Source organism: Kosakonia beeri (genome assembly GCF_054165705.1).
Genome location: NZ_CM135106.1, coordinates 4,031,577 through 4,051,401 on the forward strand (window position 1 = coordinate 4,031,577; position 19,825 = coordinate 4,051,401).

Here is a 19,825-nt window from a genome sequence, read left to right on the forward strand (position 1 = left end):
TGCTGTTAAAATGCGCCAGAATTCGTTCTGGACTATCAGGAAACGCTATGAAACCGACCACCCTCTCCTGGCTACACAAGTGCAAGCAGGAAAAGAAACGCTTCGCCACCATCACCGCTTACGACTACAGCTTCGCGAAACTGTTCGCTGAAGAAGGCATTAATGTACTGCTGGTGGGCGACTCGCTGGGAATGACGGTGCAAGGTCATGATTCCACCCTTCCGGTTACGGTGGCGGATATTGCCTACCATACTCAGGCAGTGCGCCGCGGTGCGCCGGCCTGCCTGTTACTCGCCGACCTGCCGTTTATGGCTTATGCCACGCCAGAGCAGGCGTTCGAAAATTCCGCCGTTGTCATGCGCGCAGGCGCTAATATGGTCAAAATTGAAGGCGGCGCCTGGCTGGTGCCGACGGTAAAAATGCTCACTGAGCGCGCCGTTCCGGTGTGCGGTCATTTAGGCTTAACGCCACAATCGGTGAACATTTTCGGCGGCTATAAAGTACAGGGACGCGGCGATGCGGCTCAGGTCCTGTTTGATGATGCGCTGGCGCTGGAAGCCGCAGGCGCGCAATTGCTGGTACTGGAGTGTGTACCAGTTGAGCTGGCGCAGCGTATTACCGAAGCGCTGAGCATTCCGGTGATCGGCATTGGCGCAGGTAACGTCACCGATGGTCAGATTCTGGTAATGCATGACGCCTTTGGCATTACCGGCGGGCATATTCCCAAATTTGCGAAAAATTTCCTGAATGAAGCAGGCGACATGCGCGCCGCCGTTAGGCAGTATGTTGCTGACGTCGAGTCCGGCGCTTACCCGGGCGAAGAACACAGTTTCCATTAAGGAGTCCTGTTGTGTTGATTATTGAAACCCTCCCGCTGCTCCGTCAGCATATCCGCAGACTGCGCCAGGAAGGTAAACGCATTGCGCTGGTGCCCACCATGGGTAACCTGCACGATGGCCACATGAAACTGGTTGATGAAGCCAAAGCCCGCGCCGACGCGGTAGTGGTCAGTATTTTTGTCAACCCGATGCAGTTTGACCGCCCGGATGATCTGGCACGCTACCCGCGCACCTTGCAGGAAGACTGCGAAAAGCTTAACAAACGCAAAGTGGACTTCGTCTTTGCGCCCGCCCCGGCGGATATCTACCCGCAGGGTACCGATACGCAAACCTATGTGGATGTTCCGGGTATCTCTACCATGCTGGAAGGCGCAAGCCGTCCGGGCCATTTCCGTGGCGTGTCGACCATTGTCAGCAAGCTGTTTAACCTGGTGCAGCCAGACATCGCCTGTTTTGGTGAAAAGGATTACCAGCAGCTGCAACTGATCCGCAAAATGGTTGCTGATATGGGCTACGACATTGAAATTGTCGGCGTTCCTACGGTGCGTGCAAAAGATGGCCTGGCGCTGAGTTCGCGTAACGGCTATCTCACCGCAGAACAGCGCAAAATCGCCCCGGCATTGAGCAAAGTGATGAACGCTATCGCCGGGAAACTGCTGGCAGGCGAGCGCAACGAAGAAGAACTGGTAGCGATTGCGGAACAGGAAATTAACGATGCCGGTTTACGGGCGGATGATATTCAAATCCGCGATGCCGACACGTTACTGGCGCTGTCAGAGAGCAGCCAGCGCGCCGTGATTTTGATGGCGGCATGGCTCGGCCAGGCGCGCCTTATTGACAATAAAGTGGTTGAACTCCCCCGTCTTGCGGGGTAAATAGATGGGCAATATGCCGCGCGATAAGTGTGGCGTTACCGTACGGGGGATTAGCAGGGAGCGGCTCCCCTTTTACAGGTTAATTATCACGGGATTTAACTTATGATTCGCACAATGCTGCAAGGCAAGCTCCACCGCGTCAAAGTGACTCAGGCCGACCTGCATTACGAAGGCTCCTGCGCCATTGACCAGGATTTCCTTGAGGCGGCTGGTATTCTGGAATACGAAGCCATTGATATTTATAACGTGACCAACGGTAAACGTTTCTCCACCTACGCGATTGCCGGTGAGCGCGGTTCAAAAATCATTTCGGTCAACGGTGCAGCAGCGCATTGCGCTGACGTTGGCGATATCCTGATTATCGCCAGCTATGTCACTATGCCGGATGAAGCTGCCCGTAACTGGCAGCCGAAAGTGGCCTATTTTGATGGTGACAATGAAATGAAACGCACGGCCAAAGCCGTGCCGGTTCAGGTTGCCTGATGCCCTACCCCTGCGGCTGGTTACTGATCAGCCGCGACATCACTTCCAGCGAGTCCGTTCTTAACACATAGAGTCGCTTCAGTAAGAAGGGATTATCTCCCGGTTTCACCTTTCCGCGTACCGTGGTCACGGCCAGATGGAACCCCGCGTCATTCGCCGCTTTTACCGCTTTATCGTCATACACGCCGAACGGATATGCCAGATAGAGTACATGCGGATTAAACTGCGCCAGCGCGCGGCGCGAGCGTTTAAAGTCGAACAAAATATTGTGGTAGTTGCGGCTGAGCAGAATCGGATGCATCGTCGTTTCGTCAACACGGTGCAGGAAATGCGTATGCGACTGCACATCGAATACGTCACGGATACTGTTCAGTTCCGAAACGCTCATAAACTGCAGTGATTTGGGATCCCACGGCTGCGGCTTCAGCTTAATACGCGACGAGATGATAAAAGCTGTGGCTTTAAAACCATACTGCCGCAGTATGGGCCAGGCATAGCGGCTGACTGACTTCAGGCCATCATCAAAGGTGATCACCACCGACCGTGCGGGCAGATTCATGCGGTTGCGCACATAGCCTTCCAGCTGATACATCGACAAGGTGGTATAGCCCTGGTCGCGCAGCCAGGCCATCTGGTTAGTAAATGCGCGCACCGAAGTCGTGGTTGAAGTGTGCCGAAAACGGGTGTTTTCTTCATCGCGCAGAATATGGTGATACGTCAGCACCGGGATGCCGTTATCTTCCTGCGCGTCCAGGCTGCTCACCCACGCCAGACGGTTGCCAATGCGGATCTGAAACCAGGTCTGATTGAGACGATCTTTCAATTTATCGATAATCGGATAGCGCAGATTTTCCACCAGCGTACCAAACCGCTCGCTGGTGATATCCGGCGCGTTGTAGAGCGGAGTGGGTTGCCACGTAATGAGATTCTGGTTACTCAACGGCTTGTTCAAATCACCGAGGCTGTCTTCCACACGCTGGTTACCCGAAACGCTTTCCAGATGGCCTTTATCGATAAATCCGCTGCCAAAGCCAAAGCGGAATGCATAGTAATCTTCCGCACCTGGCACCACGGCGATAATTTGCCCGGCACGAATATGCCCGACAGTAATCACTTTATCCCCCACCTGCGCCCAGATATCGGCATCTTCAGTGGTTTGCATATAACGCGCGGGAATGCGTTGCTCACTGATAATGCTGGCAGTAGCGCCGCAGCTTATCAGCAAAAGCAGAATGGCAATAAAACGAGACATGAGACGGACCGGGTTAAGAGACTGCGCTAAGTGTAACAAAATTTGACTGAACGAATGACCGTGAAAAGTACAAAAAATGGTCTAACTCGGCGGATTGGCTCTCCTGCCGTGAGGAGAGCCAGCCCGACACAGCTTAGCTGCGCAATCCGCGACCGCGTTGGATCAGATACCAGCACAGCACATAGAAGGCGATGATAAACACCACCAGCACGCCGACGGTAGTAAACAGCGGAACATCCGTAATGCCAAGGAAGCCAAAGCGGAAACCGCTGATCATATAGACAATCGGGTTCAGGTGCGAAAGCGCCTGCCAGAAGGGCGGTAACAGCGTTAACGAATAGAAGACACCCCCGAGGTAAGTCAGCGGTGTCAGTACAAAAGTGGGGATCAGGCTGATGTCATCAAAGGTTTTGGCAAACACCGCATTCAACAAACCAGCGAGGGAAAACAGCACCGCTGTCAGCAGTAACGTCAGCCCGACAAACAACCATGAATGCACCTGAAACGGCACAAAAAATAGCGAAACCGCCGTAACCAGCACACCGACACAAACGCCGCGCGCCACGCCACCGCCGACATAGCCGGCAATAATTACGTGCGTAGGCACCGGGGCAACCAGCAACTCTTCAATGTTGCGCTGAAATTTGGCGCTAAAGAACGAGGAGGCCACGTTGGCATAAGCGTTAGTAATCACCGCCATCATGATCAGGCCCGGCACAATAAACTGCATATAAGTGAAGCCATGCATTTCGCCAATGCGCGAACCAATCAGGTTGCCGAAAATAATAAAGTACAGCGTCATGGTGATCACTGGCGGCACCAGCGTTTGCACCCAGATACGCATAAAGCGCTGGATCTCTTTATGCCAGATACTTTTCAGCGCCACCCAAAAAAGTTGCATCATGCGCGTTCTCCTTCTTTTTCATGCACCAGCGTGACGAACAGCTCTTCCAGACGGTTGGCTTTATTACGCATGCTCAATACCTGTACACCCTGGGCACTCAGCTGACTGAAAACACTATTAACCCCCTGCTCGCGCAAAACTTCCACTTCAAGGGTTGCGGTGTCTACCAGCCGATATTGATACCCTTCCAGTTTCGGCAGCGGGCTTTTCGGCGCCAAATCAAGAATAAACGTCTCTGATTTCAACTTCGAAAGCAGCGCTTTCATGGAGGTATTTTCAATCAGTTCACCGCGCTGGATGATGCCAATGTTGCGGCACAGCATCTCGGCTTCTTCCAGGTAGTGGGTGGTCAGAATAATGGTGGTGCCTTTATCGTTCAGATCTTTCAAAAAGCCCCACATTGAGCGGCGTAACTCAATGTCTACGCCCGCAGTTGGCTCATCGAGGATCAGCAGCTTCGGCTCATGCATCAGCGCGCGGGCAATCATCAAACGGCGCTTCATGCCACCGGATAACATGCGCGCACGTTCGTTGCGTTTTTCCCACAGATCGAGCTGATTCAGGTATTTTTCACTGCGTACCAGCGCATCTTTACGATCGACGCCGTAGTAACCCGCCTGGTTAACCACAATCTGTTGTACGGTTTCAAACGGGTTAAAATTGAATTCCTGCGGCACCAGCCCCAGTTGGCGCTTGGCGTTTACCACGTCTTTTTCCAGGTCGTAGCCAAAGACGTTAACGCGCCCGGACGATTTATTTACCAGCGAGCTGATAATGCCGATGGTGGTCGATTTTCCTGCGCCATTCGGCCCGAGAAGGGCATAGAAATCCCCCGCTTCTACTTGTAAATCAATACCCCGCAGCGCCTGGACGCCGCCCGGATAGGTTTTTTTAAGCTGCTCAAGCTCCAGTGCAATGGTCATGAATTATCACTTACCTGTTTTCTTACACTCGATGTGTGGTTTAAAAAGAGTTGGAGTTGACCTATATTAGCGCAACGCACTTATTTGGTTACAGGTCGTTAACTTCCATGAAAGACATAGATACACTCATCAGCAACAATGCACTATGGTCAAAAATGCTGGTGGAAGAAGATCCCGGATTTTTCGAAACACTGGCGCAAGCACAGAAGCCGCGCTTTCTCTGGATTGGATGCTCTGACTCCCGCGTTCCTGCTGAACGCCTGACCGGCCTTGAGCCTGGTGAACTGTTTGTTCACCGCAATGTTGCCAACCTGGTTATCCATACCGATCTCAACTGCCTTTCCGTTGTTCAGTACGCTGTCGATGTGCTGGAAGTTGAACACATCATCATTTGCGGCCACTACGGCTGCGGCGGTGTGCAGGCGGCGGTGGAAAACCCGGAACTGGGGCTTATCAACAACTGGCTGCTGCACATTCGCGATATCTGGTTTAAACATAGCTCGCTGCTCGGCGCAATGCCTGAAGAACGCCGTCTCGATACGCTGTGCGAACTGAACGTGATGGAACAGGTGTACAACCTGGGTCACTCCACGATCATGCAATCTGCCTGGAAACGCGGTCAGAAAGTGACCATTCACGGCTGGGCCTACGGTATACACGATGGCCTGCTGCGTGACCTGGATGTGACGGCCACCAACCGCGAAACACTGGAGCAACGTTACCGCAAAGGGATCTGCAACCTCAGCCAAAAGCACATCAACCACAAATAACAATCGGGGCCATCGGCCCCGATTTTTTTATTCGTCCAGCATCACAACCTTGCCGACATAAGGCAAATGGCGATAGCGCTGGGCATAATCAATGCCGTAACCCACCACAAACTCATCCGGAATCGAAAAACCGACAAACTCGACAGGCACGTCCACTTCGCGGCGGGAAGGTTTATCGAGCAAAGTGCAGATCGCCAGTGATTTCGGCGCACGCAGGCTGAGGATTTCGCGCACTTTAGACAGCGTATTACCGGAATCGATAATGTCTTCAACAATCAGCACGTCTTTGCCACGAATGTCTTCATCCAGATCTTTGAGGATTTTCACGTCACGGGTGGTAGACATACCGCTGCCGTAGCTGGAAGCGGTCATAAAATCGACTTCGTGCGACACCTGCACTTCACGGCACAGGTCGGCCATAAACATAAACGATCCGCGCAGCAGACCCACCAGCACCATTTCGCTACCGCTATTTTTGTAACGCTCAGTGATTTGACGACCCAGCTCAGCAATACGCGCTTTGATCTCCGCTTCCGGGATCATCACTTCAACAGTGTGTTTCATTTTTAACTAACCATATGATTTAAATGATAAATCATTCAATACCGACAACCATTGCCGATCATTGAAACGCAAGGTGCGCAGTATACCAGCAAAACAATCTCTGCGGGTTATTCCCCCACAAAGCTCATTTTGTGATGACGGTCACACTTGTTAACTCCTATAATTACTTGCTATCAAAATATTAACAAACCGATGGATGTCTTTTTATGGCGGAAACAAAAAATCAACAACCCCGGCTCCTGGTGACGCTGACAGCGTTATTTGCGGCCTTCTGTGGGTTATATCTTCTCATTGGCGGCGTCTGGCTGGTCGCGATTGGCGGTTCCTGGTATTACCCGATCGCCGGCCTGGTGATGCTGGGCGTAACGTGGCAACTCTGGAAACGGAAACGTGCCGCGCTCTGGCTGTACGCAGCCTTACTGCTGGTCACGATGTTATGGGGCGTGTGGGAAGTCGGCTTCGACTTCTGGGCACTCACGCCGCGTAGCGACATTCTGGTCTTCTTCGGTATCTGGCTGATCCTGCCGTTTGTCTGGCGTCGGTTGAGTGTTCCTGCCAATGGCGCGGTCGCGGCATTAGTGGTGGCGCTGTTGATAAGCGGCGGTATCCTCACCTGGGCCGGTTTCAATGACCCGCAGGAGATCCATGGCACACTGAGCGCCGATAGCACGCCCGCACAGCCGATTTCCCCGGTGGCAGACAGCGACTGGCCTGCTTATGGTCGTAACCAGGAAGGCCAACGCTATTCGCCGTTGAAACAGATTAATGCCGGAAACGTGCACAACCTGAAAGAGGCCTGGGTGTTCCGTACCGGTGACGTGAAGCTGCCGAATGATCCGGGCGAACTCACCAACGAAGTGACGCCGATTAAAGTGGGCGACACGCTTTTCCTGTGTACGGCGCACCAGCGTCTGTTCGCGCTGGATGCCGCCACCGGTAAAGAGAAATGGCACTTTGATCCGCAACTCAATTCCAACCCGTCGTTCCAGCATGTGACATGCCGTGGTGTCTCTTACCACGAAGCCCGTGCCGATAACGCCAGCCCGGATGTGGTAGCCGATTGCCCGCGCCGCATTATCCTGCCGGTAAACGATGGCCGCCTGTTTGCCGTTAATGCCGACAATGGCCAGCTGTGCGAAACATTTGCCAATAAAGGCATTCTCAATCTGCAAACCAATATGCCGGATACAACGCCGGGTCTGTATGAACCGACCTCTCCGCCTATCATCACCGATAAAACGATTGTGATTGCCGGCTCGGTAACGGATAACTTCTCTACCCGTGAAACGTCCGGCGTGATCCGCGGCTTCGACGTGAATACCGGTAAACTGCTGTGGGCTTTTGATCCAGGCGCGAAAGATCCAAACGCGATCCCGTCTGACCAGCATACCTTTACCTTTAACTCGCCCAACTCCTGGGCACCTGCGGCCTATGACGCGAAGCTGGATTTAGTCTATTTGCCGATGGGCGTGACGACGCCGGATATCTGGGGCGGTAAACGCACACCGGATCAGGAACGTTATGCCAGCTCGATCGTCGCGCTGAATGCAACAACCGGTAAACTGGCATGGAGCTACCAGACGGTACACCACGATCTGTGGGATATGGATATGCCGTCGCAGCCGACCCTGGCGGACATTACCGTTAATGGCAAAACCGTTCCGGTAATCTATGCCCCGGCAAAAACGGGTAACATTTTCGTGCTGGATCGCACGAACGGTAAGCTGGTGGTTCCGGCACCGGAAAAACCGGTTCCGCAGGGCGCAGCGAAAGGCGATTATGTCACGCCGACTCAACCGTTCTCTGATTTGAGCTTCCGTCCGAAGAAAAACCTCAGCGGCGCGGACATGTGGGGCGCCACTATGTTCGATCAGTTGGTGTGCCGCGTAATGTTTCATCAGCTGCGCTATGAAGGCATTTTCACCCCACCGTCTGAACAAGGTACGCTGGTGTTCCCGGGCAATCTGGGCATGTTCGAATGGGGTGGTATCTCCGTTGATCCAAACCGTCAGGTGGCGATTGCTAACCCAATGGCGCTGCCGTTTGTGTCGAAACTGATCCCACGCGGTCCGGGTAACCCGATGGAGCCACCGAAAGATGCGAAAGGCACAGGCACAGAATCCGGTATTCAGCCGCAGTATGGCGTGCCTTTTGGCGTGACGCTGAACCCGTTCCTGTCGCCGTTTGGTCTGCCATGTAAGCAACCGGCCTGGGGTTATATCTCCGCATTGGATCTGAAAACCAATCAGGTAGTGTGGAAAAAACGTATTGGTACACCGCAGGACAGCATGCCGTTCCCGATGCCGGTTCCAGTGCCGTTCAATATGGGTATGCCGATGCTGGGCGGCCCGATTTCGACAGCCGGCAACGTCCTGTTTATTGCCGCGACCGCAGATAACTACCTGCGCGCTTACGATATGAGCAACGGTGAGAAACTGTGGCAGGGTCGGTTGCCCGCAGGCGGCCAGGCAACGCCGATGACCTATGAAGTGAATGGCAAGCAGTATGTGGTCATTTCCGCAGGCGGTCACGGTTCGTTCGGTACCAAAATGGGCGACTACATTGTGGCCTATGCACTGCCGGATGACGCGAAGTAATCACCTTATTCCCCTCTCCCAAACGGGAGAGGGGAATGTCTTTATACCGTAAATCCGAGCATCATCCCGCTGTCTTCATGCTCCAGCAAATGACAATGCGCCATGTAGGCATACTCTTTCGGCGCATCATGCTGGAAGCGTACTAACACTTCGCTGCGCGCCCCAGACACATTGACCGTATCTTTCCAGCCCGCGCGATGCGTCGCAGGCGGTTTACCGTTTTCCGAAAGTATACGGAACTGTGTGCCGTGAATATGAAACGGATGCAGCATCATGTCACCTTCGCCGGAGATCACCCAGCGCTCATACTGCCCTTTTTGCGCGGCAAATTGTGGGCTCGCCATATCAAACGCTTTGCCGTTGATACGGTTGGCATTGTGGAAATCAAAACCGCTGCCGTGGTTCATTTGCCCGTGCCCCCCTTGTCCATGATTCATTGGCATATTCGCCATCTGATCATGGTTCATCTCGCCATGATGCATCGCCATTCCAGCCATGGCTTTCTCGCCATACTTCTGTTGCAACGCCTGCATACCCATCATGTCAAGCATCGGATCCATCGACAGTTGTAAAGTACGCTGTGTTAATCCATTCAGCGCTGGCAGGCCCGGCAGCGACACCAGTTTATCTGGCAGGGTACCGGACGCCGTCACCTGCAGCGGCTGAATGCGCACCACGGGGTGCGGTTGATCGAAGGGTGCGACAGTCATGCCCATCTGTTGCACGGGCAGGGTCATCAGATCAAACGGCTTACCGTCACTCAAATCCACCAGCACTTCAAAGCGTTCGCCCATCAACACGGGCAGCTCTGTCACTTTTACCGGCTCACTTAACAACCCGCCGTCGCTGGCGATCACGTACAACGGACGGCGATCGCTGGCCGCAAAATTCAGTGAACGGGCGTTACAACCATTGAGTAAGCGCAGACGTAACCAGCCACGCGGCGCCGAATGCTGAGGATAGATCGCCCCATTCGCCAGTAAAGTATCGCCGAACCAGCCAACCGCCGCACTCATCACATCCAGTTGGTAATCAATTTGCCCCTGCGGAGTAAACTTTTTGTCCTGCACAATAACGGGCACATCATCAATACCCCACTGCTGAGGCAGGCGAAGCTGGCGCAGTGTGTCGTCTTCGATCAGTACCAGACCAGCAAGCCCCATCGCGACCTGACGGCCCGTTTTACCGTGTTGATGCGGGTGGAACCAGCAGGTGGCGGCTTGCTGGGTTGGAGTAAACGTGACCGAGCGCTTGCCCCCGGGTTTGATCACCCCTTGCGGCCCGCCATCGACTTCGCCAGCGACCTCCACGCCGTGCCAGTGCACCGTGGTTTCTTCCGCCAGCGTGTTATGAATATCAACGGTAACGTTCTGCCCCTGGCGCAACTGGATAGCAGGCCCAAGCAGTGCGCCGTTATAGCCCCAGGTGGTGGCTGCGTTACCGCCAAACTGAGTTTGCCCCGCCTGAACAGTCAATCGAATCCGGCTTTGTGCATCGGCGCTGAGTAACGGCGGGACCGGCAACGCCGGGCGTTCAGCGGCCAGCAGCGTTCGGCTCCACAGCGGCAGCGCGCTTATTACGCCCAGGGCCGCAGAATATTTTAAAAAATCACGACGTTGCATAAGTATTTCCTTATCGATTGCAGGCGATAGATTGAGCTTAAACCCTCCCCCTGGCGGAAGGTCAAGAAAACGGGCAATAATAAATATCGTCGCCTTATGCGGACTGTGCTAACGTTTAATTTCCGTTACACCGTGGTAGAAATAATGAAGACGTTTTTCAGAACAGTAATTATTGGCAGCTTACTGGCTGTCTCCGCTAACAGTTACGCGCTGAGTGAATCCGAAGCTGAAGACATGGCCGATCTGACAGCCGTGTTCGTATTTCTGAAAAACGACTGCGGTTACAACAACTTACCTAACGGGCAGATCCGCCGCGCACTGGTCTTTTTTGCCCAGCAAAACCAGTGGGATCTTAGCAACTATGATGCCTGGGATATGAAATCACTGGGCGAAGATAGTTACCGCGACCTGAGCGGCATTGGTATTCCTACCGCCAAAAAATGTAAAGCCCTCGCGCGCGACTCATTAAGTCTTCTTGCCTACGTGAAATAATCCCTGAATACGTTGCGTTCGACGTCAATACCGGGCTTACAGCGCAATGTATTACGGAATAATGATTAAATTCTGACCGTGCATGCCGGGCCAGAGTTGGCTATTATGTTGCGCTCGTTTTTTGCGGGTGTTAACAAAGGAGCAAGCCATGGCCGACAACACGATGTGGCACGAGACGCTGCATGACCACTTTGGTCAGTATTTTGCCGTTGATAAAGTGCTGTACCACGAAAAAACCGACCATCAGGATCTGGTCATCTTTGAGAACGCCGCTTTTGGCCGCGTAATGGCGCTGGATGGCGTGGTGCAAACCACCGAACGCGACGAATTTATCTATCACGAGATGATGACCCACGTTCCGCTGCTGGCTCACGGCCATGCTAAACACGTGCTGATCATTGGCGGCGGTGACGGCGCCATGCTGCGTGAAGTCACCCGCCATAAAAACATTGAAACCATCACTATGGTGGAAATCGACGCGGGCGTAGTTTCGTTCTGCCGTCAGTACTTGCCGAAGCACAACGCGGGCGCTTATGACGATCCACGTTTTCAGTTGGTGATCGACGACGGCGTCAATTTTGTGAACCACACCCAGCAAACCTTCGACGTGATCATTTCCGATTGTACCGATCCTGTCGGTCCAGGAGAGAGCCTGTTCACCTCTGAATTCTATGAAGGCTGTAAGCGCTGTCTTAACCCCGGCGGCATTTTTGTGGCGCAAAATGGTGTGAGTTTTCTTCAACAGGATGAAGCCGTGGGCAGCCACCGCAAGCTGAGCCACTACTTTGGCGATGTCAGCTTCTATCAGGCCGCCGTACCAACCTATTATGGCGGCATTATGACTTTCGCCTGGGCAACCGATAATGACGTGCTGCGTCACCTCTCAACGGAGATCATTGCCGCCCGCTTCCACAGCGCCGCGCTGACCTGCCGTTACTACAACCCGGCGATCCATACCGCGGCTTTTGCCCTGCCGCAATATCTGCAAGACGCCCTGTCCTTCTAAGGAGGTGATAAAAATTGAAAAAGCTGAAACTGCATGGCTTTAACAACCTGACGAAAAGCCTGAGTTTTTGTATTTACGATATCTGCTACGCCAAAACCGCCGAAGAGCGTGATGGCTACATTGCCTATATTGATGAACTCTATAACGCCAATCGCCTGACGGAGATCCTGACGGAAACCTGCAATATCATCGGCGCAAATATCCTGAACATTGCCCGTCAGGATTACGAGCCGCAGGGCGCGAGCGTCACTATCCTGGTGAGCGAAGAACCCGTGGATCCGCAACTTATCGACAAAACGGAACATCCTGGCCCACTGCCAGAAGCCGTCGTCGCGCATCTCGATAAAAGCCATATTTGCGTGCATACCTATCCTGAGAGCCATCCGGAGGGCGGCTTGTGCACCTTCCGTGCCGATATTGAAGTGTCTACCTGCGGTGTTATCTCGCCACTCAACGCGCTGAATTACCTGATCCACCAGCTTGAGTCGGATATCGTCACGGTCGATTACCGTGTGCGCGGCTTCACCCGTGACGTCAACGGCATGAAGCACTTCATCGATCATGAGATCAATTCGATTCAGAACTTTATGTCAGAGGATATGAAGTCGCTGTACGACATGGTGGATGTGAATGTGTACCAGGAAAATATCTTCCATACCAAGATGTTGCTTAAAGAGTTCGACCTTAAGCACTATATGTTCCACACCAGACCGGAAGACTTAACTGCGGAAGAACGCAAAGAGATCACTCAGGCGCTCTGGAAAGAGATGCGCGAAATCTATTACGGCCGGAATATCCCCACCGTATAACGCGGACGGAGCACGGAGGCTCCGTCATCTAGCGCTGTTTAAGAAACGCCCGGTACGCAGCCACAACCTGCAGAAAATCTTCCACGCCGCACAGCGACAGACTCTCTTCATCGTAATAGCTCATTCCCTCTTCGATTTCGTCACCGGAAAACTCCAGCTGGTTAGCGCGTATCATGACTTCTTCGCCATCCATCCACAGCGTGTATTCATGGCCGGCACGCTGCCATGAGCGCTCGCTGCCTTTTACCGCTTTTGCGGCCTGCTCCACTTCGTCAAGCAACGCCAGGTTCTCTTTCACTTCTTCATTGAACCAATGCCCGACGACTTCGTGGCCCATCGACATTCGTACTTTGACGATGCCGGTGATATCACGCAAAAATTCGTAATCCATAATCGCTTCCTCTTGCTGGCTTAAAAACCGCCTGTGCTGTAATTATCGCAGCACAATACAAGAAAAACAGCGCGTCCGCCGGAAGCCGCAAAAAATATCCCCGCCTGAGTCGCCTGTTCGCGCAGAAATTACCCGCCGGGCAACATCCCGCCATGTACGGCATCAGAATACGGTCAAAAAAGGGACACATGAGAAGCGTCTCTAAGTACAGCGAACTAATACAGCGAAGAGAGAATAAAAAAAGCCACCCCGAAAGGTGGCTTAGAGGATTAGACCGCGGTCTGGAAAATCACGCCGTCGGCTTTATCGGTGTACTGCTGTAACTGATCGAAGTTCAGGTAGCGGTAAGTATCCAGCGCCGTTTTATCGACCTGCGACATAAAGGTGAGATACTCTTCCGGCGTTGGCAGTTTGCCAATCAGCGCGGCAACCGCCGCCAGCTCCGCAGAGGCCAGATAGACGTTCGCACCCGTACCTAAACGGTTCGGGAAGTTACGGGTCGAAGTGGACACTACGGTCGCACCGTCCGCCACACGCGCCTGGTTACCCATACACAGGGAACAACCCGGGATCTCAATACGCGCACCGCTCTTACCGAACACGCTGTAATAGCCTTCTTCCGTCAACTGCGCGGCATCCATACGGGTCGGCGGCGCAACCCACAGGCGGGTCGGCAACTGGCCTTTATGGCTATCCAGAAGTTTACCTGCCGCCCGGAAGTGACCAATGTTGGTCATACAGGAGCCGATAAAGACCTCATCGATGCTGGCGCCTTGCACATCAGAGAGCAAACGCGCATCGTCCGGATCGTTCGGCGCGCAGAGGATCGGCTCTTTGATTTCAGCCAGATCGATATCGATCACAGCCGCGTATTCTGCATCGGCGTCAGCTTCCAGCAATTGCGGATCGGCCAGCCATTTTTCCATGCCCTGAACGCGGCGCTCCAGCGTACGGCGATCGCCGTAACCTTCGGAGATCATCCACTTCAGCAACACGATGTTCGAGCTGAGGTACTCGATGATCGGTTCTTTGTTCAGCTTGATGGTGCAACCTGCAGCGGAACGCTCTGCAGAGGCATCTGTTAACTCAAACGCCTGCTCGACTTTCAGATCCGGCAGACCTTCGATTTCCAGAATGCGGCCAGAGAAAATGTTTTTCTTCCCTTTCTTCTCAACGGTCAGCAGGCCCTGTTTGATGGCATACAACGGAATGGCATGCACCAGATCGCGCAGGGTAATACCCGGCTGCATTTTGCCTTTAAAGCGCACCAGCACCGATTCCGGCATATCCAGCGGCATTACGCCCGTCGCAGCAGCAAACGCGACCAGACCGGAACCTGCCGGGAAGGAGATGCCAATTGGGAAGCGGGTATGCGAGTCACCACCGGTACCCACGGTATCCGGCAGCAGCATGCGGTTCAGCCAGGAGTGGATAACGCCATCGCCCGGACGCAGGGAAACCCCGCCACGGTTCATAATAAAGTCCGGCAGCGTGTGGTGCGTGGTCACATCAACTGGCTTCGGATAGGCCGCCGTGTGGCAGAAAGACTGCATTACCAGGTCAGAAGAGAAGCCCAGGCACGCCAGGTCTTTCAGTTCATCACGGGTCATTGGGCCGGTGGTGTCCTGAGAACCTACAGACGTCATTTTCGGTTCGCAGTAAGCGCCAGGACGGATACCGTCCACGCCACAAGCGCGACCGACCATTTTCTGCGCCAGCGAGTAACCACGGTTGCTTTCTGCTACGTCTTTCGCCTGACGGAACACATCGCTGTGCGGCAGACCGAGCGCTTCGCGCGCTTTGGTCGTCAGCCCACGACCGATGATCAGCGGAATACGGCCACCGGCACGCACTTCGTCGATCAGGACATCAGTTTTCAGCTCGAAATTCGCCAGCAGTTCGCCGGTTTCGTGGTTGCGGACTTCGCCTTTGAACGGATAAACATCAATCACGTCGCCCATGTTCAGGCTGTTAACATCCACTTCGATTGGCAGCGCACCCGCATCTTCCATTGTGTTAAAGAAGATGGGCGCAATTTTACCGCCGAGCACCAGACCGCCGCCGCGCTTGTTCGGCACGTTCGGAATGTCATCGCCCATAAACCACAGCACAGAGTTGGTCGCGGATTTACGCGAAGAACCGGTACCGACCACATCACCGACGTAAGCCAGCGGAAAGCCTTTTTTCGCCAGTGCTTCAATTTGTTTAATTGGACCAATCACACCCGGCTGATCCGGTTCGATACCTTCACGCGCGTTTTTCAGCATTGCCAGTGCGTGCAGCGGGATATCCGGGCGGGACCATGCATCCGGTGCCGGAGAGAGGTCATCCGTGTTGGTTTCACCGGTGACTTTGAACACTGTGACAGTGATTTTGTCGGCCAGCGCCGGGCGGCTCAGGAACCACTCAGCATCAGCCCAGGACTGCATCACCTGCTTCGCGTAAGCGTTGCCTGCTTTCGCTTTCTCTTCCACATCATAGAAGTTATCAAACATCAGCAGAGTATGTGACAGCGCTTTAGCGGCAATGGGCGCGAGCTTGTCATTATCCAGTGCGTCGATCAGCGGATGAATGTTATAGCCACCCTGCATGGTGCCCAGCAATTCGATGGCTTTTTCAGGCGTAACCAGTGGGGAGGTCGCTTCGCCTTTGGCGATAGCAGCAAGGAAACCCGCTTTTACGTAGGCGGCTTCATCAACGCCCGGCGGGACACGGTTGGTCAGCAGATCAATCAGGAATTCTTCTTCGCCAGCAGGCGGGCTTTTCAGCAGCTCGACAAGGCCTGCCATTTGGGTTGCATCTAATGGTTTTGGCGCAATCCCCTCAGCGGCACGTTCAGCTACGTGCTTACGGTATTCTTCTAGCACGACGGTTCTCCTCGCTCTCATTGTCATAATGCGGCAGGCGTTTCTCTTCACGCTCCTGTGAGACAGCAGTTTGTAGGGTAAATCCGCGAACCGCGTCGGGCAGCATAGCAGGATTTCCGGGGGGTGTTAATCTGTTTACAAAAAAGCAACATAAAAAATTAGCTGAATCGTTAAAGGCGGAATAATGCAGGTGGGAGAAGGGTTTTAGGGAAGAGATTCCTCGCCGGGAAAAACCAGAAACGGCCCCTCAGGGCCGTTTTGGTGACGCTATTGCGCCGCCGCTCGCAGCAGGGAAACGACGTTATTACGCGTGTACTGTTCCGGGTCCACGGTTTGATCAACCATTTCGCCCATCACGTATTTTTTCGTGGTGTGGCGGTTATTAACCTGCTCGTGTTGACCTACGCTCGCCAGTTGCCCACGACCTGTGTAATTGAGCGTGGTGCTACTCTCTTCGTCATTTTCCAGCAGGTGATAATAGTAGTTCTGCGACGACTTCATGGCGTTCAACGCCAACGGAATAGACGGATCTAATGCTTCATGCCAGGCGGCACTAAGATGGCTTCGCGCTGTCTGCTTCACGGTTTTTGAACCGTCATTCGCCACGGACTCTTCAGTGGTCTGCGAAGCCTGGTACGCGAAACGTTCTTTCTCGTCCTGCCGCGACGGATTAATGGATTCCTCCGTTTGCGTCAGCGTCAGGGAGAAGTCATTCAGCCCGCTCAGCCGCGATTTGCCGTTATCCCCTACGCGAATATCCGCCACACCCACTTTTAATGATTCATCGTTGGCCGCTGTGGTATTCAGCGCGCGGAACACCGACTTCAACGCCGCCATTTGCTCGCGATCGCCATGCCCCGCGATACGTGCTTTATCAAACTTCTCATCATACGCATTCAGCGCACTTTGCTGCTGGGCATAATTACCGGACAACGCCGAATGAGAAACATCGCTGCTCATCTTCAGCGAGAAGTCGCGATCTTCATAGGCGACCCAGCGCTCTTTGCTGTCTGCATGAAAATTGAGCGATTGCTGAGAATCGTTGCCAATACGGGCATCCGTTTTCAGATCCACAGACTTAAGCACGCTACTGTCGAATTGCGTTAAGCCGGTTATGTCCAGCTCTGGCGACTCAGCGCCCAGTCCGTTTAACGTTTTCTGAAATGCAGCCCCGAGGTTGGCAATCGCATCGGCTTCATCATCGTTCAGACTGTTGCCCTCGGTTTTGACCTCTACCGCCATGCCATCTTCTTGCTGGGTCATGGTCAGGTGCACAGTCGAGCCCGACTGGGTGACGATATCCAGCGTGACCGCAGACGCTTTGCCGCCGTTGCTGTTCATCGCTAAGCCAGTCAGCGCCTGGGTGAAATCGGCACGATCTTCTTTCAGGTTACCCAGCAGCGCACTGCCAAGATTGCCCAATGCCGATACCGAGCCGCTGCCCATGGCAGACTGCATTAGCTGTTGGATAGCCGGGTTATTTTGCGGGGATACGCTGGCGCTGATTTTTTTCGGCGACAGGCTGTAAACGGCGGCGATTTCTGACGTCTGGCTACCAAATATCACTTTTGCCGATGCCGCGGAACCCGCAGAAGCGCTGTTGCTTTTAGCCGCTCGCGCCGGGGTATTCACTGTTACAGTGGGAGTCACTCGCGCCGCGGTGGAAAGCGACGACAGGTTGAGGCCGTTGATCATGACGATAAAACTCCTTCTCTCGCCGGGAATGGTCGACAGCAGGTAATATCGGCAAAATGGCGGAAATATTGAGCCCCTGGCAGAGGGAATCACTGGCAGATCACGAAAACGAGGCAAAAAAAACGCCTCCGAAGAGGCGTTTCAGCGAAAAGAAAAATTTATTTTTTCTTCGCTTTCGGGTTCGGCAGGTCAGTAATGCTTCCTTCGAACACTTCCGCCGCCAGACCGACAGATTCGTGCAGTGTCGGGTGAGCGTGGATAGTCAGAGCGATATCTTCAGCATCGCAACCCATTTCGATAGCCAGCCCGATTTCACCCAACAGCTCGCCGCCATTGGTGCCGACAATCGCGCCACCAATGACACGGTGCGTCTCTTTGTCGAAAATCAGTTTGGTCATACCGTCTGCGCAATCAGAAGCGATAGCACGGCCAGAAGCAGCCCACGGGAAGGTGGCAGTTTCATAGCTGATGCCTTTCTCTTTCGCTTCTTTCTCGGTCAGGCCAACCCATGCCACTTCTGGCTCGGTGTAAGCGATAGACGGGATCACTTTCGGATCGAAGTAGTGTTTCTTACCGGCGATAACTTCAGCGGCCACGTGGCCTTCATGCACGCCTTTATGCGCCAGCATTGGCTGACCGACGATATCGCCGATAGCGAAGATGTGCGGCACGTTGGTGCGCAGCTGTTTATCAACGCGGATAAAGCCACGGTCGTCCACTTCGACACCGGCTTTGCCTGCATCAAGATTTTTACCGTTCGGCACACGGCCGATAGCCACCAGCACGGCGTCGTAACGCTGTGGTTCGGCAGGGGCTTTTTTACCTTCCATGGAAACGTAAATACCGTCTTCTTTCGCTTCAACGGCAGTCACTTTGGTTTCCAGCATCAGGTTGAATTTCTTGCTGATGCGTTTGGTAAAGACTTTAACGATGTCTTTGTCAGCAGCCGGGATAACCTGGTCGAACATTTCAACCACGTCAATATCTGAACCCAGCGCATGGTACACGGTACCCATTTCCAGACCGATGATACCGCCACCCATAACCAGCAGGCGCTTCGGCACTTCTTTCAGTTCCAGCGCATCGGTGGAGTCCCACACGCGCGGATCTTCATGCGGAATGAATGGCAGTTCGATTGGACGGGAGCCCGCCGCGATAATCGCGTTGTCGAAGTTGATCACGGTTTTACCGTTTTCGCCTTCCACTTCCAGGGTGTTAGCCCCGGTGAATTTACCCAGACCGTTAACCACTTTCACTTTACGGCCTTTCGCCATACCAGCCAGACCACCGGTCAGCTGCGTGATCACTTTTTCTTTCCAGGTACGAATTTTGTCGATATCGGTTTTCGGCTCGCCGAAGACGATACCGTGTTCAGCCAGCGCTTTGGCTTCTTCGATAACTTTCGCTACGTGCAGCAGCGCTTTAGAAGGGATACAACCCACGTTCAGACAAACACCACCGAGGGTGTTGTAACGTTCAACGATGACGGTTTCCAGACCTAAATCAGCGCAACGGAAGGCAGCAGAGTAACCTGCCGGGCCTGCCCCAAGTACCACGACCTGAGTTTTGATTTCAGTACTCATCATGACCTCTTATTGATTTCCGGCGGTCAGGGGTACTTCATGTCGCCCTTCATCCACCGGGACGTTCTATCCGCCCGCAGTTTACAAAAATGTTAACAATTTTGAAACAACAAACGGCAAACGATTTGTCCTTTGCCCCTGATAACCCCAAAA

17 protein-coding genes are annotated in these 19,825 nt (G+C 53.7%); 8 read left to right on the forward strand and 9 right to left on the reverse strand.

Annotated elements, in window-relative coordinates:
• Positions 1-47 precede the first annotated feature (47 nt).
• The 3 genes from panB (at position 48) to panD (ending at position 2,197) form a co-directional block, all read left to right on the forward strand.
• Entirely contained in the window at positions 48-839 is a 792-nt protein-coding gene (gene panB, locus ACUY4S_RS19095) for a 3-methyl-2-oxobutanoate hydroxymethyltransferase (RefSeq protein WP_312687352.1), read from the forward strand.
• 11 nt (positions 840-850) lie between these two features.
• Complete coding sequence (panC, locus tag ACUY4S_RS19100) at positions 851-1,714, forward strand: pantoate--beta-alanine ligase (RefSeq protein ID WP_312687350.1); 864 nt, start codon at positions 851-853, stop codon at positions 1,712-1,714.
• A gap of 102 nt (positions 1,715-1,816) precedes the next feature.
• Positions 1,817-2,197, forward strand: a complete 381-nt coding sequence (gene panD, locus ACUY4S_RS19105; protein ID WP_312687348.1) for an aspartate 1-decarboxylase — start codon at positions 1,817-1,819, stop codon at positions 2,195-2,197.
• A 4-nt stretch (positions 2,198-2,201) separates the two neighbouring features.
• On the opposite strand, the gene ACUY4S_RS19110 is transcribed toward panD, so the two are convergent.
• The 3 genes from ACUY4S_RS19110 to ACUY4S_RS19120 form a co-directional block, all read right to left on the reverse strand.
• Positions 2,202-3,449 (reverse strand): polysaccharide deacetylase family protein, encoded by a 1,248-nt coding sequence (locus tag ACUY4S_RS19110; RefSeq protein ID WP_312687345.1) that lies wholly within the window; start codon positions 3,447-3,449, stop codon positions 2,202-2,204.
• Between the two features lie 133 nt (positions 3,450-3,582).
• On the reverse strand, positions 3,583-4,353 hold the full coding sequence (locus ACUY4S_RS19115) for an ABC transporter permease (RefSeq protein ID WP_312687343.1): 771 nt from the start codon (positions 4,351-4,353) through the stop codon (positions 3,583-3,585).
• Positions 4,350-5,276: an ABC transporter ATP-binding protein gene (locus ACUY4S_RS19120; protein ID WP_312687341.1), complete on the reverse strand. Its 927-nt coding sequence runs from the start codon at positions 5,274-5,276 to the stop codon at positions 4,350-4,352. The genes ACUY4S_RS19115 and ACUY4S_RS19120 overlap by 4 nt, the downstream gene beginning before the upstream one ends.
• Before the next feature lie 107 nt (positions 5,277-5,383).
• Here ACUY4S_RS19120 and can point away from each other — a divergent pair, with 107 nt between their 5' ends.
• A complete protein-coding gene (can, locus tag ACUY4S_RS19125; protein ID WP_312687339.1) occupies positions 5,384-6,046 on the forward strand; it encodes a carbonate dehydratase in 663 nt (220 codons plus the stop codon).
• A 27-nt stretch (positions 6,047-6,073) separates the two neighbouring features.
• On the opposite strand, the gene hpt is transcribed toward can, so the two are convergent.
• Positions 6,074-6,610: a hypoxanthine phosphoribosyltransferase gene (hpt, locus tag ACUY4S_RS19130; RefSeq protein WP_312687337.1), complete on the reverse strand. Its 537-nt coding sequence runs from the start codon at positions 6,608-6,610 to the stop codon at positions 6,074-6,076.
• Between the two features lie 206 nt (positions 6,611-6,816).
• On the opposite strand from hpt, the gene ACUY4S_RS19135 reads away from it, so the two are divergent.
• A complete protein-coding gene (locus tag ACUY4S_RS19135; RefSeq protein ID WP_458021824.1) occupies positions 6,817-9,207 on the forward strand; it encodes a glucose/quinate/shikimate family membrane-bound PQQ-dependent dehydrogenase in 2,391 nt (796 codons plus the stop codon).
• Positions 9,208-9,248: 41 nt separating this feature from the next.
• Here the strand turns inward: ACUY4S_RS19135 and cueO are convergent, their stop codons facing one another.
• Positions 9,249-10,829, reverse strand: coding sequence for a multicopper oxidase CueO (cueO, locus tag ACUY4S_RS19140; RefSeq protein ID WP_312687335.1), 1,581 nt, complete (start codon positions 10,827-10,829; stop codon positions 9,249-9,251).
• A gap of 144 nt (positions 10,830-10,973) precedes the next feature.
• Here cueO and ACUY4S_RS19145 point away from each other — a divergent pair, with 144 nt between their 5' ends.
• The 3 genes from ACUY4S_RS19145 to speD all read left to right on the forward strand — a co-directional run bounded on the left by ACUY4S_RS19145 (position 10,974) and on the right by speD (position 13,136).
• Positions 10,974-11,321: a YacC family pilotin-like protein gene (locus tag ACUY4S_RS19145; protein WP_312687333.1), complete on the forward strand. Its 348-nt coding sequence runs from the start codon at positions 10,974-10,976 to the stop codon at positions 11,319-11,321.
• A 148-nt stretch (positions 11,322-11,469) separates the two neighbouring features.
• Positions 11,470-12,327 (forward strand): polyamine aminopropyltransferase, encoded by an 858-nt coding sequence (gene speE / locus ACUY4S_RS19150; protein ID WP_312687330.1) that lies wholly within the window; start codon positions 11,470-11,472, stop codon positions 12,325-12,327.
• A gap of 14 nt (positions 12,328-12,341) precedes the next feature.
• Positions 12,342-13,136, forward strand: a complete 795-nt coding sequence (gene speD, locus ACUY4S_RS19155; protein WP_312687328.1) for an adenosylmethionine decarboxylase — start codon at positions 12,342-12,344, stop codon at positions 13,134-13,136.
• A 28-nt stretch (positions 13,137-13,164) separates the two neighbouring features.
• Here speD and yacL read toward each other — a convergent pair whose 3' ends face one another.
• The 4 genes from yacL to lpdA form a co-directional block, all read right to left on the reverse strand.
• The gene (gene yacL, locus ACUY4S_RS19160) at positions 13,165-13,527 is read right to left on the reverse strand and encodes a protein YacL (protein ID WP_312687326.1); all 363 of its coding nucleotides are present in this window, start codon (positions 13,525-13,527) and stop codon (positions 13,165-13,167) included.
• Positions 13,528-13,796: 269 nt separating this feature from the next.
• A complete protein-coding gene (gene acnB, locus ACUY4S_RS19165; RefSeq protein ID WP_312687324.1) occupies positions 13,797-16,394 on the reverse strand; it encodes a bifunctional aconitate hydratase 2/2-methylisocitrate dehydratase in 2,598 nt (865 codons plus the stop codon).
• A gap of 267 nt (positions 16,395-16,661) precedes the next feature.
• Positions 16,662-18,089, reverse strand: coding sequence for a hypothetical protein (locus ACUY4S_RS19170; protein WP_458021823.1), 1,428 nt, complete (start codon positions 18,087-18,089; stop codon positions 16,662-16,664).
• A 158-nt stretch (positions 18,090-18,247) separates the two neighbouring features.
• A complete protein-coding gene (gene lpdA / locus ACUY4S_RS19175; protein ID WP_312687473.1) occupies positions 18,248-19,672 on the reverse strand; it encodes a dihydrolipoyl dehydrogenase in 1,425 nt (474 codons plus the stop codon).
• Positions 19,673-19,825 lie beyond the last annotated feature (153 nt).